15 protein-coding genes, 1 tRNA gene and 1 pseudogene are annotated in these 14544 nt (G+C 35.4%); 12 read left to right on the forward strand and 5 right to left on the reverse strand.

Annotated elements, in window-relative coordinates:
* Positions 1 to 27 precede the first annotated feature (27 nt).
* Positions 28 to 750, reverse strand: a complete 723-nt coding sequence (locus A9G32_RS00865) for a response regulator (RefSeq protein ID WP_065590239.1) — start codon at positions 748 to 750, stop codon at positions 28 to 30.
* A 118-nt stretch (positions 751 to 868) separates the two neighbouring features.
* Positions 869 to 2317 (reverse strand): tRNA uracil 4-sulfurtransferase ThiI, encoded by a 1449-nt coding sequence (thiI, locus tag A9G32_RS00870; protein WP_065590238.1) that lies wholly within the window; start codon positions 2315 to 2317, stop codon positions 869 to 871.
* Positions 2318 to 2613: 296 nt separating this feature from the next.
* Between thiI and secG the strand changes: the two genes are divergently transcribed.
* The 6 genes from secG to A9G32_RS00900 all read left to right on the forward strand — a co-directional run bounded on the left by secG (position 2614) and on the right by A9G32_RS00900 (position 7025).
* Positions 2614 to 2991 (forward strand): preprotein translocase subunit SecG, encoded by a 378-nt coding sequence (gene secG, locus A9G32_RS00875; RefSeq protein WP_065590237.1) that lies wholly within the window; start codon positions 2614 to 2616, stop codon positions 2989 to 2991.
* 7 nt (positions 2992 to 2998) lie between these two features.
* Positions 2999 to 3084: transfer RNA gene (locus A9G32_RS00880), tRNA-Leu, on the forward strand.
* 184 nt (positions 3085 to 3268) lie between these two features.
* Positions 3269 to 4519, forward strand: a complete 1251-nt coding sequence (locus A9G32_RS00885) for an integrase domain-containing protein (protein WP_034882780.1) — start codon at positions 3269 to 3271, stop codon at positions 4517 to 4519.
* 720 nt (positions 4520 to 5239) lie between these two features.
* Complete coding sequence (locus tag A9G32_RS00890; RefSeq protein ID WP_065578158.1) at positions 5240 to 5488, forward strand: terminase small subunit; 249 nt, start codon at positions 5240 to 5242, stop codon at positions 5486 to 5488.
* Between the two features lie 510 nt (positions 5489 to 5998).
* Complete coding sequence (locus A9G32_RS00895) at positions 5999 to 6679, forward strand: hypothetical protein (RefSeq protein ID WP_034882779.1); 681 nt, start codon at positions 5999 to 6001, stop codon at positions 6677 to 6679.
* A 145-nt stretch (positions 6680 to 6824) separates the two neighbouring features.
* Complete coding sequence (locus tag A9G32_RS00900) at positions 6825 to 7025, forward strand: helix-turn-helix transcriptional regulator (RefSeq protein WP_034882777.1); 201 nt, start codon at positions 6825 to 6827, stop codon at positions 7023 to 7025.
* A 578-nt stretch (positions 7026 to 7603) separates the two neighbouring features.
* On the opposite strand, the gene A9G32_RS12735 is transcribed toward A9G32_RS00900, so the two are convergent.
* Positions 7604 to 7762, reverse strand: coding sequence for a YlcI/YnfO family protein (locus A9G32_RS12735; RefSeq protein WP_108720850.1), 159 nt, complete (start codon positions 7760 to 7762; stop codon positions 7604 to 7606).
* A gap of 193 nt (positions 7763 to 7955) precedes the next feature.
* Between A9G32_RS12735 and A9G32_RS12490 the strand changes: the two genes are divergently transcribed.
* The 5 genes from A9G32_RS12490 to A9G32_RS00925 all read left to right on the forward strand — a co-directional run bounded on the left by A9G32_RS12490 (position 7956) and on the right by A9G32_RS00925 (position 12705).
* On the forward strand, positions 7956 to 8306 hold the full coding sequence (locus tag A9G32_RS12490; protein WP_081296696.1) for a hypothetical protein: 351 nt from the start codon (positions 7956 to 7958) through the stop codon (positions 8304 to 8306).
* Positions 8299 to 8673 (forward strand): hypothetical protein, encoded by a 375-nt coding sequence (locus A9G32_RS00910; protein ID WP_034884440.1) that lies wholly within the window; start codon positions 8299 to 8301, stop codon positions 8671 to 8673. The genes A9G32_RS12490 and A9G32_RS00910 overlap by 8 nt, the downstream gene beginning before the upstream one ends.
* A 10-nt stretch (positions 8674 to 8683) precedes the next feature.
* On the forward strand, positions 8684 to 11032 hold the full coding sequence (locus A9G32_RS00915) for a primase-helicase zinc-binding domain-containing protein (RefSeq protein WP_034884437.1): 2349 nt from the start codon (positions 8684 to 8686) through the stop codon (positions 11030 to 11032).
* A gap of 107 nt (positions 11033 to 11139) precedes the next feature.
* Complete coding sequence (locus A9G32_RS00920; protein ID WP_065578160.1) at positions 11140 to 11427, forward strand: hypothetical protein; 288 nt, start codon at positions 11140 to 11142, stop codon at positions 11425 to 11427.
* A gap of 69 nt (positions 11428 to 11496) precedes the next feature.
* Positions 11497 to 12705, forward strand: coding sequence for an IS4-like element ISVsa5 family transposase (locus A9G32_RS00925; RefSeq protein WP_001339197.1), 1209 nt, complete (start codon positions 11497 to 11499; stop codon positions 12703 to 12705).
* A gap of 30 nt (positions 12706 to 12735) precedes the next feature.
* On the opposite strand, the pseudogene A9G32_RS00930 reads toward A9G32_RS00925, so the two are convergent.
* Positions 12736 to 13131, reverse strand: a pseudogene (locus tag A9G32_RS00930) (helix-turn-helix domain-containing protein); the annotation flags it as partial.
* 87 nt (positions 13132 to 13218) lie between these two features.
* Here A9G32_RS00930 and tetC point away from each other — a divergent pair.
* Positions 13219 to 13812 (forward strand): tetracyline resistance-associated transcriptional repressor TetC, encoded by a 594-nt coding sequence (gene tetC / locus A9G32_RS00935; protein ID WP_000428546.1) that lies wholly within the window; start codon positions 13219 to 13221, stop codon positions 13810 to 13812.
* A gap of 64 nt (positions 13813 to 13876) precedes the next feature.
* On the opposite strand, the gene A9G32_RS00940 is transcribed toward tetC, so the two are convergent.
* Positions 13877 to 14544 (reverse strand): IS3 family transposase (locus tag A9G32_RS00940; RefSeq protein WP_176701296.1); only part of this gene is annotated, 668 nt, incomplete at its 5' end.

Genomic DNA, 14544 nt, shown 5'->3' on the forward strand with positions numbered 1-14544 from the left:
TCATATTATCTGATCTTCATTATAAAGTTATTCATATAACATATCGTCATTTCGATCAATTACAAATAAGTAACCTCTTGAACGTAATGTTTTAATCCATGGTAAACCATCACTTCTAGGCGGTAGTTTTTTCCGTAATCTAGATACATGTACATCAATTGAGCGAGCAAGTGGAGCTAAATTTTTACCCAAAACAAATTCGCTTAGTTTTTCGCGTGTAATTATCTTTCCCGAATTTTCTAGAAAGGTAAGCAACACTTGAAACTCAGTACCCGTTAAATCTATATACTTGTTATCAAAAAAAGCAGATCCCTGTTTTCGATTTACATTAAGTTTATCAATTGTATATTTAATTGGTTGTTCAGTTTCATCGTTTGCTACATTATCCCAATGCGCTCTACGCAAAAGTGCATTGATTCGGGCAATAAGCTCTCTATCATTAAATGGTTTTAGAATGTAGTCATCAGCACCAAGCTCAAGCCCAATAACTTTATCATATTCATTATCTTTAGCCGTTAAAAAAATAACAGGTACCGTAAATTTACCTCTAAGTTGAGATAAGAATTTAAGTCCATTCATTTCAGGCATCATAATATCAAGTAAAATAAGATCTATCGTACTATCAAACTTTTCTAAAGCCTGAATACCATTATTCGCTATTTCAACAAGAAATCCTTCTAACTCAAGAAGTTCTCGTAATAATAAAGTAATTTCTGGATCATCATCAACTACAAGTAATTTACTGCTCATTACAATCCTCTTTATTTCATTCATTCTTGATATTAATTTTTATACCAAATATAGTTTTATTCAAAAATTTACTATATATGTAAAAATCACGAACAATATAGTAAATTATTGTTAATTTTTATATAGAAAATATTTTTACATTATTATAGCCTTGGTCAATTAAATAAAGCGCTTGTAACTTACTCATGACTCCACGATCGCAATATAGTAAATATTGCTTCGATTGATCCAAATTCCCAAATTGCGTTGCTAACTTATAAAATGGAATATGCTTAACTTCAATATCGCTTAATATAAGTGGATTATCTTCCTGATCTTCTGAAGATCGAATATCAATAACCACGTGATCGGTACTCAAAGTTGTGACAGTTTCAACATGAGCAATTTTTGTATCAGTTTGTTTTGCTATCTCACGAATATCAATATTTTCAGCTTCGGCAACTGCTTTATCCAAAATAGTGAAATCAAAATTCATTTCTTCTGCTTCAATTTTTTCTTTCACGGCTTTAACCGTTGGTTTTTTAGATATTACGCCACAAAATTCTGGCATTGTTTTAGCTATATCTTCAGTACCAATTTGACGCGCAATATTGATAATGGTTTCTTTATCGTGTGTGATTAAAGGACGTAAAATTAATGTATCACTAGCATTATCAATTAAACGTAAATTGGTAAGTGTTTGGCTTGATACTTGCCCCAATGCTTCTCCAGTAACGAGAGCTTCCACTTTATAACGTTGCGCAATTTTTGATGCCGCACGAATCATCATCCGCTTTAAGATAACTCCCATTTGCCCATCATCAATTTTTTCAAGAATCTCACCAACAACATCCGAAAAATCAATAGCAATAAAACGCACTTTATGTGAGCTACCAAAACGCTCCCATAGGTAATGCGCCATTTGTTTAACTCCAATTTCGTGAGTTTTTCCACCAAGATTAAAGAAACAATAATGCACTCGGCTTCCGCGTCGCATTAGCATATAACTTGATACACCAGAATCAAAACCACCCGATATGAGCGAAAGAACATCTTCTTGTGTACCAGTTGGAAAACCGCCAATGCCAGCATGTCGACCTTTTACCAGCAGTAACTTTTCTTTGTCGATTTCAAGATGAACGGTGATTTCTGGATGAGTTAATTTAACCTTAGCCGAAGACACATGTTGATTAAGCCCACCACCAACATAACGTTCAACATCAATTGAAGTAAATTCATGTTTACCTCGACGCTTAACGCGTACACAAAACGTTTTGTTTTCAATTAATGGAGCATAATAATCTAATGCTTTTTCAAAAATATCATGCATATCAACAAAAGTGATTTCATCAACGGCTAAAATATGATGTATACCGGGGATCCGCGTTAATAACTCAAGTATCTTAGCTTCACTATTTTCAACTTTTGGACGAACTTCAATAAAATCCCAATGACGAATAACTGCAACATCTTCAATATGATGCTTTAAAATATTACGAATGTTACTTGTTAGTATTTTAATAAATCGTAAACGAACAGAATCACTTTTGATGGTAATTTCGGGAAAGAGCTTAACAATAAATTTCATAAAATCAATGCGAACTATTATAAAAATGCATCATTATACTTGTTTTACTCAAAAACTCACAATTGATTATGATAAATATATCTAATGACTGTTTTAATTTATTGCTTGATATAAAATTAGTGAATACACAATAATACATCATCTACAGATAAAATAAGTATTTTTACTACCTGAAAAGTATAAATGCTTAAAATATATCAATCATATCTTAAATTTTACTTGCTTGTTGGACTGTCTTTCGCTAATATCTCGCATCAATAAATTCTGTTGTATAACATATAAATTGACAGGTTGAAATGTACGAATTTTTAATTATAAGCTATTTAATTATCGCGGTTATAATAGTTGCGTTAGTTTTAATACAACGAGGTAAAGGGGCTGACATGGGTTCATCATTTGGCGCTGGTGCATCCGCAACTTTATTTGGCTCTTCAGGTAGTGGGAATTTTTTAACTCGCGCTACCACTTTATTAGGTATTTTGTTTTTTGTAATAAGCATTTTACTTTCAAATTTAGGTAGCAAACCACGAATAGCTTCATCTAGCGAATTTGAGAATATTGAAGATACTGTACCAGTAACAACACAGCTGAATGAAGGTAATACTGCTGCACCTACTACAGCTCCAGTTACTCAACCTGTACAGCAAAATTCAACTTCAGATATACCTGAATAACAACGGCGCCGTGGTGGTGAAATTGGTAGACACGCTATCTTGAGGGGGTAGTGCTCTAAGAGCATGCGGGTTCAAGTCCCGCCCACGGCACCAATTCAATATTCATTAACATTCTTTTAAACCCTGCAAAGCACACCAAACCCAGTAATAACAAGCCTTAAAGTCTATTTTATTGCCCATTAAGTATCAGTAAGGTACATTTACAACCAAAAATAATGGGGGTATATTTGGGGGTATAATTAAATACCCTATTATTGCGTACCCCCAAAGGTGAAAAATGGCTGTAAAAACTACTCCCTTAACTGACACACAAATAAAAGCATTAAAAGCCACTAGTAAGGATAAAAAGTATTTTGATGGTGGAGGTCTTTTTTTGTTAGTTAAACCGACAGGGGTTAAATTATGGCGATTTAAATATAAAAAGCCAATATCACATAAAGAGACATTATTATCTTTCGGTAAATACCCAGAAACATCGCTACAACAAGCGCGAAAACAACGAGATGAAGCGCGAGAATTAATAAAGCAAGGGATAGATCCACAACATCACAAAGCGGAACAAGAACAACGTAAGCAAGAAGCTTGTAATAATACCTTTTACGCTATGGCTGAGAAATGGTTCAAATTCAAAACAGAACAAGGTTTAGAAGAACAAACGCTCAAAAAGGCTTGGCGTTCATTAGAAAATCATGTTTTCCCTTATATAAAAGATATTCCAATAAACCAAGTAACAGCTATCAAAGCGATTAACGCATTACAGCCATTAAATAACAATAATAAATACGAAACAGTAAAAAGAGTTTGCCGGCGAATTAATGAAATAATGTATTATGCTGTCAATATGGGAATTATCGATAATAACCCTCTAGCCAAAATCACCGACGTATTTAATAGCCCGAAAGTAAAAAATCAGCCAACTATTCCCCCTACTGAGTTACCGCAGTTCATGCAAGCTTTAGCTATGGCAAAGATTGAATTGCAAACTAGATGCGTGATTGAATGGCAGTTATTAACATTAACGCGACCAAGTGAAGCCGTAGGGGCTAAGTGGGAAGAAATTAATCTAGATAAAAAATTATGGAGTATTCCTGCCGAACGCATGAAAATGGATAGACCTCACAATATACCCTTATCACCGCAAGCAATAAAAATACTTGAGATAATGAAATCTATTAATCATAAAAGTGAGTTTGTTTTCCCAACAGCAAGACCGCCTTATAACAAGCCAATGAGCAGCCAAACCGCTAACATGGCAATAAAGCGCATGGGATACAAAGATAAGTTAGTTGCGCATGGATTAAGAGCTTTAGCTAGTACCGCTTTAAACGAACAAGGCTTTAATTATGATGTCATTGAAAGCGCGTTATCGCATGTAGATAAAAACGCAGTAAGGCGAGCCTACAACAAAGCAGAATATGAACATCAAAAGCGTATTATGCTTGACTGGTGGGGTGACTTTGTCGAGCAAGCAAGCCAAGGAAATGTCTCACTATCAGGTAACCGCAATTTAAAGCTAGTTAATCATTAACCATATCGCGCTATTCATACCGTGCCCCATATTAGGGTTACGATAAAACCGTAACTCAAATTTGAGTTACTCACTTCAATAACTTCATATTAAACCACTCCTCATATCTGAGGGGTGCTTTTTCAAATGTCACCCTTTACCTATGCCAATCATTAGGTTGTTTTTATTCTTACCTCCCCATAATCTTAAACTTTTAATATAAAGTGTTCACTACTATTCACCAATCTAATATTAATTTATATATATCAATATATTATATACTTATTATATATATTTTTTGGTGTTCACTAGTATTCACTACTGTTCACTACTATACACATTATTAAAATAATCTTGATCCTGTAATTAACTAATTGAAATATAAATATATTTATGTAGCGTTATTTTCTCATTAAAATAAAATAATTATTAATCATAATGTTAAGTTAGGGTGATTTTAAGGTTGATCCAGGGCTAGTATTAGAGGAAAAGAATAAATGCTCTATGGTGATTTCCACCATACAGGGAGATTACTGAAAAGGTAACATTAAAAAAAACTAAAAAAATCGGGTTAGCGTTAAAATGAATGAGGGTAGGCGGTTTAGAGCGTATAAGGTCGTAGGAATTTACTCCCCCCTCCTCTTGGCAGGTTTAGTGAATTTTTGGACACGTTAGAAAGCAATCTAATAATTCGCCTTATTGGATTATAATAGCCTTATTATTAGTAAGTTAGGTGGTAATATGGCAGGGCGAAAATCAAAGATAAAGGACATGTTAGAACTTATCAAAGCACGCCAAGAAGTCGAGTTAATTAATAAAGGCTTAAAGGGTGAGTTTAACGCAAGTATTGCTAAATTGATGCTTGCTAATCATGGCTATTCTGAAAAGCAGACATTAGATCATCAATCTATGGGAAATAGCATTATAGCCAAATCAAAACCAATGCGCATAGAACTAGTATCGCCACCATCAAAGAATTTAACCGCCTGACAAGCAAAGAGCATAAACTTGTTACCTGCTCAAGTTTTAGATGCTCAAATTGAGCCACTTCATATGGAATTTAAATACCTAAAAATCTATTTAATATAGGTATCCAAACAAGTATCCAGTAAAAAGGTATTTAATAAATGGATACCAATTTAATCATAAAAGGCAGTTATCTTCATAATAAAGACAACTTACAAATCCCTTTCATGGGGTTGAATTTAAAAAACCCATCAAAGAGCTTACAACTATCTTGCTACCGTGCGAGCCTGATATTTTGATGTAGCGCGACGGCTCAAATATTTATTATTATCTTTTATTAAATCTCTCATTTACCTATCCTCAAAATATTATTTTAGTCTGCCAATTTTATCATAAACACTTAACTGTATATAAATACAGTGCTATAATGTATATTACTGTATATTAAAGTATTATTTTCGCCTAAGCTGATGCCAGAACATTAGCAAACCTAACGAACTGGCGCAAATTTTTTTAGATCGTGAAAGGTGGTATATGGAACATATTTACTGTGATGATTATCCTAATGTTATGCATTGGAAAGCTGTACAAGAATTTACTATAGAGCAAGCGTCTTTATTATTGGCAGGATTAGATCCCTTCGATTTTAAAGAGGGATTAGATTCAGTAAAACAAATAAATCATTCTAGATGGAAATTAGCTCATGGCTATGCTCTATCGTTAGAAACCTCTATCAGAAGGGGAATTTTAACGCCAATTATATGTGCTAAATATGTATATAATGAATTTCTAAATGAGATGAGCGCCACAAAGATAGATCCAAATGATAGAACAGAAACAATGTCTTATCGGCACACCATAATAACAAGAAGTTCCTTAAATCAATGGGTCACTAATGAAAATGTTATCTTAGTTCTTCCATATCGAGCTAAAAAAAACCCTCCCCCTATTATTCAAGAAATCAGTATAGAAGATAATAATATAAAAAAATTACCAAATAACACACAGCACTCTTCCGAAGGATTGGAGTTAACACAAGAGATAATTGAGCAATTTTGGTCTACTTATGATACCGAAAATAAACAAACAGCTCCAACAAAAAAAGAAGTAATTGATTATTTAATTGGTAAAGGAGTATCTAAAAACTTAGCAGAAGCGGTTGATATAGTATTGCGTCCTTTCGAATTAAGAAAAGTAGGACGAAGAAAGGGGTAAGCCTATTTACTGTATTTTCTATATAAATGGATAGGAATACTTTAATTAAATAAGTTACTACTATTAAAAAATTAACCCACCTATTTTAATTATACCATAATGCTACAGTTACCTTGTTTTAATAACTTTTATAACGAGGTAACAAATGACAAATGCAATCCTATCCAGAAGAGAAGTTAAAAATTTACTTCACTTCAAATCTGACACTAGTCTTTATACGCTAGAAAAGAAAGATAAAACCTTTCCCCAAAAAATCAGAATCGGCTTGCGTCGCATTGGGTATCGCGCTGATGAAATTTACTCTTGGCTTGAATCTCGTAGAGTAGAACGTCGAGAGGTGGCTTAATGGTGATAAAGCAAAACCCTTTATATCGCGAAATGATAAAGGGCTAACACTGGAATAATGACGCTTCCAATGATAGCCAATCTCGCGATAAGTGTCTAGCTAAAACACCAAATTAACTAATTGATTTTAAAGCAAAGCGAAAAAATTCGTTACGGTTTCCCCTTGCCTAAATTTAGCTAAAAGGGGGAATTTTCTGACACGTTAAGAGAGATGAAAAATGACAGATTTAAGTATTAAAAATAATGATATTGAATTGGCGCAATCCAAATTTGACTTAATCGCCACTAATAAAACGATTAATAATTTAAGGACACGTTAGAGGGCTAAATCATGACTACAAGCTTATATAACAACCTAGCAATACAGATGTATACCCAACCCTTAAATAATCTCCCTGTGAATCGCTACGATGTAATTTTTCGACACGTTAGGAAAGATTTTTCTACTATCACTACGCGCGCGCGTATGCGTCGGAAAACTCATTGCATGGGGTTGAATTTTAAAAAATGGTTTTGCATGTCCATAAAAAGAAAAATAAAAAAACAAATACCACTTTTTGGTGGTATTAAGCTAATGCATTATTTCTTGTTTGGTTTGTTTAATTTTTCGCGACAAGCAGCAATAACCCAAGCAGAAAAGTTGGTATTCTCCTTTTTGGATTGCTCGTCTATTTTTTCTATTAGTTCGTGTGGAAAGCGGATATCTTTACGTTTTGACTTACTGGTTTCATTTGCCATATTGGATATTCATAAGTTATTAGTACGGACAATATACACTAAAGTAAAGAATAAAAATAGTGTTGACATGTACGGACAAAATAAAATATATTGTACGGACACATTAAATTTTAACATTTTAATAAAAACAATAGCCCAAAGAGTTCGCACCTCAATGAGCTATCTAACCACAAACATTAAACGGAGTAATGCTATGGCTAATAGTAATGATACCCTATGCCCTAAAAATGGGCAATATGACCTACCTAACCTTTTATCTGTCTTGAATTTATATCAGGCTGATATCCAACCACAAAACTTATTACACGCAAAAGCACACTTAGAGGAACTTAGACAATCAATTCTATGGGGAATCGGTGCTATTGGTAATTTGTTATTTTGGGCTTCTGAATGTGAAGAATATGAGGAACAACAATTTAAAGACGATACACGTGACATTGGTTACCTGTTAGCACAATTAAAAAACGTTGTTTGCTTTGCTTCCAATCAAATTAATTTACTTGACGATAAACTTAATCATAAGGAAGTTAACGATAATGAATAATAACAATAAAATAACCGCAATCCACCATATCATCGTTGATTCAACTATGGCGATAGTAGCAAGTCTGTTTTTAATTGAGCAGATTAACAAAAATGATAGTCAGGTATTTATTCATGAAGGCACTAAGATTGATATTAACAAAGATTTAATTGTCTTAGGTTTAGATATCAATCTTAAGCAATGCTTGATTGAGGATTTCGGAGAAAAGGATGGATTAAATCGCACTTATGGAATGTTGAAAGATATGTACACAGAAAGCGCAGATAAACCTATTTCATTAACCCCATACGGGCAAGAATTACTTTCAACATTGTTTATTGATTTAGCCGAAGATATCAAAGCTGAATCTAACGGGACAATCCATTAAGGGGGCGGTAATGAGAATAAATGAAATTACCACTCAAGCGGTAGGTAAATGGCAATCAATCTTTAGTTCATTAGGTATTGATGTGGGTAATGGCAAACATTGCCCCTGCCCTGTCTGTGGTGGTAAAGATAGATTTAGATTTGATAATAAAAATGGGCGCGGTACTTATATCTGCAATCAATGCGGTAGCGGTGACGGCTTAGAACTTATCAAAAACTATTATCATTATGATGCGAAAGAGGCGAGCAGTAAAGTAGCCGAATGCTTAAATTTAAGAAACACTTCCACAAGCTCGGATTTGAAATCCGACCTACAAAACAACATACCAGAAAATCCTGTATGTAAAAAGGTTAATTATTTGCTAGCTAAAGCAATATTAGGTCAATCGGATTACCTCACTGAAAAAGGGTTAACGTTCGATTTAACCTTGCTAGATGATGGGCGTATCTTTGTCCCTTTGATTAATATCAACAGTGAATATACAGGCGGTCAATTTATCGAGCCAAACGGAAATAAGCGCTTAATGAGAGGCTCAAATAAGAAAGGTGCTTTTATATGGGTTAGCCCAAAATTGGGCAGACCTGACGAGGTAAGCAAAGAATTACTCACAGCTACCGAGATTATTATTTGTGAGGGTTTAGCCACAGGGATATCTATAGCGGAATTCCGCCAACAGTCTATTGTTATATCCGCTATTGACGCAGGTAATCTTATTCATGTAGCTAAAGACCTTCGTGAGTTAAACCCTACCGCTAAAATCATTATTGCAGGTGATAACGATATTGGTCAAAGCCCTAATACGGGCTTAGCTAAAGCAATAGAGGCAGCTCAAGCGGTAAATGGTTATTACTCCGTTCCTGATACAGATTATAAATGTGATTGGGATGATTATAGGCAACAATTTGGAAGCGATAACGCTTTGGCTCATTTTAATAAAAACCTCATAAAACCAGAGTTATCCACCATGACAAAACATAACATGCAAAACGAGTTATCAAGCATGAACCTATCGCAAATGGCATCAAGTCAACGCGCCGAACTGCTTAATCAATATTATGATAATAACCTTGCGATTAATCTTACTACCGATGAAATCTATCACTATCAAGATAACGCATGGCAACCTATAAGCGATAAACTATTAATGCGAACACTAGCCGATTTATTCACCCAATCAGGCGAACCATTTAACCCTATGCGAATTAGCTCAGCGGTTGAATCGCTCAGGTTATCTTTACCTGTAATGGGAAGTTCTCAAAAGGATTTAATTTGCTTTAAAAATGGTGTTTATGAGCTGAAGACACAAACTTTCAGACCTCACAATAAGCAAGATTGGTTATTGGTGAGTAATGATATTGATTATTACCCCGCCAAAGAAAATGAATCTTTTGATACTCACGCGCCAAACTTCGCTAAATGGCTAAAAAGAGCATCAGGCAATCAAGATAAGGCTAAAAATATCTTAGCCGCGCTATATATGATATTGGCTAATCGTCATGACTGGCAATTATTCTTAGAGGTTACAGGCGCAGGCGGTAGCGGTAAAAGTGTTTTTGCTGAAATCGCAACTATGTTATCGGGCAAGAATAACACTGTTATAGGCACAATGGAATCACTGGAAAAGGCAAGAGATAGGGCCTTAGTAGTTGGTTACTCTCTTATCATTTTACCAGACCAACCGCGATATATGGGTAGTGGCGCAGGATTAAAAGCAATTACTGGCGGTGATGAAGTCGCAATAGACCCAAAACACAAACAACCCTATTCTTGTAAAATCCCTGCGGTAGTCTTGGTTATCAATAACGAGGCAATGAGATTTAACGAGCGTAACGGCGGTATATCACGGCGTAGAGTTATCTTTCACTTTGGCGAGGTCATCCCTGAAAAAGAGCGAGATTTAAACTTGGTTAGCAAAATAGAGCAAGAACTCCCCTCAATTGTGAGGTTGCTATTAAATGAGTTTACCAGTCCAGCAGAAGCTAAAGAAAGACTACACCAGCAACAACAATCAGATGAAGCGACGGCGATTAAACGCGAATCTGACCACTTGGTAGATTTTTGTAGTTATCTTGATGCGCTTGATTATCCCAATGGTATGTTTATTGGCAATATGGGAATAATGCCCTTTAACCCCCGAAAATATTTATATCATGCTTATATTGAATACATCCGCAATACAGGTTTAAACAATCCGCTATCACTAACGCAATTTGGCACATCGCTTAATTATGCAATGAAAGAAAACGGTAAAGACTACATGCGTAAAAGAGCAAATAAAGGGATGAGGACCAACGTAGAGCTTAATATCAATACTAGTCAAGATTGGCTACCCAAAGCCGAAGAACTAGCTCGTAGTTAATATTTGTTAACCTATGAACCGCCTAATTTGGGCGTTTTTTTGTTGTTCGCTTATGTAAGATAAGATACATTAAATGGGTATTTTCTTATAAATAAAAGGTTTTAAAATTGAGTAATTTATCTCTCGATGAAATTTTATCGCTTTATAGATTTAATCAATATTATGGTTCACCATCAGAATATTTTTATTCTAGTGGCCTAATAATTGATTGGGCTGAAAAACAAGTTATGCAAGGTGATGATTCAGAAATACTATTGATTATTGCTTCTTTGGGACTTGATAAAAAAATAGATAGCGATGAGGTTATGACGTACTTAAAAAGATATCTTTCCGAAAAAAATATTTCTATACCAAGCACTGATGAATCCCCTAATGATTTTGGTAAAAATCATTAAGTTAAGGTGGATACACATCTTGTCATATGATCAAATGGTTTCGCGAAAAATCAATAATCAGACAACAAGATGTGCGAACTCGATATTTTACACGACTCTCTTTACCAATTCTGCCCCGAATTACACTTAAAACGACTCAACAGCTTAACGTTGGCTTGCCACGCATTACTTGACTGTAAAACTCTCACTCTTACCGAACTTGGCCGTAACCTGCCAACCAAAGCGAGAACAAAACATAACATCAAACGAATCGACCGATTGTTAGGTAATCGTCACCTCCACAAAGAGCGACTCGCTGTATACCGTTGGCATGCTAGCTTTATCTGTTCGGGCAATACGATGCCCATTGTACTTGTTGACTGGTCTGATATTCGTGAGCAAAAACGACTTATGGTATTGCGAGCTTCAGTCGCACTACACGGTCGTTCTGTTACTCTTTATGAGAAAGCGTTCCCGCTTTCAGAGCAATGTTCAAAGAAAGCTCATGACCAATTTCTAGCCGACCTTGCGAGCATTCTACCGAGTAACACCACACCGCTCATTGTCAGTGATGCTGGCTTTAAAGTGCCATGGTATAAATCCGTTGAGAAGCTGGGTTGGTACTGGTTAAGTCGAGTAAGAGGAAAAGTACAATATGCAGACCTAGGAGCGGAAAACTGGAAACCTATCAGCAACTTACATGATATGTCATCTAGTCACTCAAAGACTTTAGGCTATAAGAGGCTGACTAAAAGCAATCCAATCTCATGCCAAATTCTATTGTATAAATCTCGCTCTAAAGGCCGAAAAAATCAGCGCTCGACACGGACTCATTGTCACCACCCGTCACCTAAAATCTACTCAGCGTCGGCAAAGGAGCCATGGGTTCTAGCAACTAACTTACCTGTTGAAATTCGAACACCCAAACAACTTGTTAATATCTATTCGAAGCGAATGCAGATTGAAGAAACCTTCCGAGACTTGAAAAGTCCTGCCTACGGACTAGGCCTACGCCATAGCCGAACGAGCAGCTCAGAGCGTTTTGATATCATGCTGCTAATCGCCCTGATGCTTCAACTAACATGTTGGCTTGCGGGCGTTCATGCTCAGAAACAAGGTTGGGACAAGCACTTCCAGGCTAACACAGTCAGAAATCGAAACGTACTCTCAACAGTTCGCTTAGGCATGGAAGTTTTGCGGCATTCTGGCTACACAATAACAAGGGAAGACTTACTCGTGGCTGCAACCCTACTAGCTCAAAATTTATTCACACATGGTTACGCTTTGGGGAAATTATGAGGGGATCTCTCAGTGCATTGCCTCCAATTCCCATAATTTATTACGCCGATAATAACTTGGTGTAACCTTAAAAATGTACTTAAATCGACGTGTAAAAGATTGTTGGGAATCAAATTGATATTTTAATGCGATCTCAAGGATAGTTTTTTTCGTCAACCTCAACTCAACAGCCGCTTTCGTCAAACGACGAGCACGAATATAGCTAGCCAGTGTGACCCCTGTTACTTTTTTGAACAGCCGCTGAAAATACCACTTGGTATAACCCGCTTTATTCGCCACATCATCAAGCAGTAAAGACTGATCTAAATTATGTTCAATCCATAATAGAACATCTTTGATAACCGTTGTATGAAACTGCTTATCATCATATCTTAATTGGATGTTATTAGCTTTATTTTGATAGCGAGAATGCTGTTCAATATACATAAAATAACCTAAATGTTCTTAAGATTGTCACGACCACATCATCATGATACCATAAACATACTGACGGTATGTTATTTTAAATCTATCATGGAAAATAAAAATCATCAACAAGAAAATTTTAAGAGTACCTATCAATCACTGGTTAACTCAGCACGAATATTGTTTGTTGAAAAAGGCTATCAAGCTGTTTCAATAGATGAGATCTCGGGAAAAGCGTTGGTGACCAAAGGTGCCTTTTATCATCACTTTAAAAATAAAAAACAATTACTCAGTGCCTGTTATAAGCAGCAATTAATTATGATTGATGCCTACATCACAACAAAAACTGATTTAACAAATGGTTGGTCTGCCTTAGAAAGTATATTTGAACATTATCTTGATTATATTATTGATAATAATAAAAACCTTATCCCTATCCAAGAAGTGATGCCTATCATTGGTTGGAATGAACTTGAAAAAATTAGCCTTGAATACATTACTGGTAAGGTAAACGCCATTGTCAGCAAATTGATCCAAGAGAACCAACTTAAAGCTTATGATGATGATGTGCTTAAAAACTTACTCAATGGCTGGTTTATGCATATCGCAATACATGCGAAAAACCTAAAAGAGCTTGCCGATAAAAAAGGCCAATTTATTGCTATTTACCGCGGCTTTTTATTGAGCTTGAAAGATAAATAAAATAGATAGGTTTTATTTGAAGCTAAATCTTCTTTATCGTAAAAAATGGAATGGCAACACATTTTCAAACAAAAAAATTAAGGGGTAAGTGTTTTTTAAATTCAACGGGAGGCAAGTAGCCTAACGAAGAATGTAATCGTTTATGATTATACCAATAAGCATAAGCCGAAAAAGCGCGTTGTAACTCAGCTGTTGAGTTGAAACGTTGGCCTTTTACAAATTCCGTTTTAATTGTTTTAAATGTCGCTTCCGCTACCGCATTGTCATATGGACACCCTTTCTTGCTTAATGAATGCGTGATATTAAATGTCTTAAAACAATCCGCTAATAACCGATTATCAAACTCTTTACCGCGGTCTGAATGAAATAAATCCAATTTTGATAATGGCAGTTTAATTTGACTTAATGCCGACATAACAAGCTCTGCTGTTTTATGTTGACCAACATGATAACCGACAATTTGCCTATCGGATAAGTTCACTAAAACACATAAATAGTTCCAACGTTGCTTAACTTGAATATAGGTTAAATCCGCAACAACAATTTGTTTTTTATCACCTACATCAAATTGTCGTTGCAGGTGGTTTTCTGTGGCGGTTTCATTCACTTCCGTAGTATGAGATTGATAACGTTTAACGGTGTATTTTGATACCAGCAATAAGGCTTTCATCACCCGAGCAATGTAACGGCGTGACACCCAAATATTCTCTTTCTGTAAATCAAATCGAATTC

This window comes from Gilliamella sp. Gris3-2 (assembly GCF_001690345.1).
Taxonomy (GTDB): Bacteria; Pseudomonadota; Gammaproteobacteria; order Enterobacterales; family Orbaceae; genus Gilliamella; species Gilliamella bombi.

Coding starts and splice junctions, on each gene's coding strand:
- A9G32_RS00865 (WP_065590239.1), bottom strand. CDS start 750: ATGAGCAGTAAATTACTTGTAGTTGATGATGATCCAGAAATTACTTTA.
- thiI (WP_065590238.1), bottom strand. CDS start 2,317: ATGAAATTTATTGTTAAGCTCTTTCCCGAAATTACCATCAAAAGTGAT.
- secG (WP_065590237.1), top strand. CDS start 2,614: ATGTACGAATTTTTAATTATAAGCTATTTAATTATCGCGGTTATAATA.
- A9G32_RS00885 (WP_034882780.1), top strand. CDS start 3,269: ATGGCTGTAAAAACTACTCCCTTAACTGACACACAAATAAAAGCATTA.
- A9G32_RS00890 (WP_065578158.1), top strand. CDS start 5,240: ATGGCAGGGCGAAAATCAAAGATAAAGGACATGTTAGAACTTATCAAA.
- A9G32_RS00895 (WP_034882779.1), top strand. CDS start 5,999: ATGGAACATATTTACTGTGATGATTATCCTAATGTTATGCATTGGAAA.
- A9G32_RS00900 (WP_034882777.1), top strand. CDS start 6,825: ATGACAAATGCAATCCTATCCAGAAGAGAAGTTAAAAATTTACTTCAC.
- A9G32_RS12735 (WP_108720850.1), bottom strand. CDS start 7,762: ATGGCAAATGAAACCAGTAAGTCAAAACGTAAAGATATCCGCTTTCCA.
- A9G32_RS12490 (WP_081296696.1), top strand. CDS start 7,956: ATGGCTAATAGTAATGATACCCTATGCCCTAAAAATGGGCAATATGAC.
- A9G32_RS00910 (WP_034884440.1), top strand. CDS start 8,299: ATGAATAATAACAATAAAATAACCGCAATCCACCATATCATCGTTGAT.
- A9G32_RS00915 (WP_034884437.1), top strand. CDS start 8,684: ATGAGAATAAATGAAATTACCACTCAAGCGGTAGGTAAATGGCAATCA.
- A9G32_RS00925 (WP_001339197.1), top strand. CDS start 11,497: ATGTGCGAACTCGATATTTTACACGACTCTCTTTACCAATTCTGCCCC.
- tetC (WP_000428546.1), top strand. CDS start 13,219: ATGGAAAATAAAAATCATCAACAAGAAAATTTTAAGAGTACCTATCAA.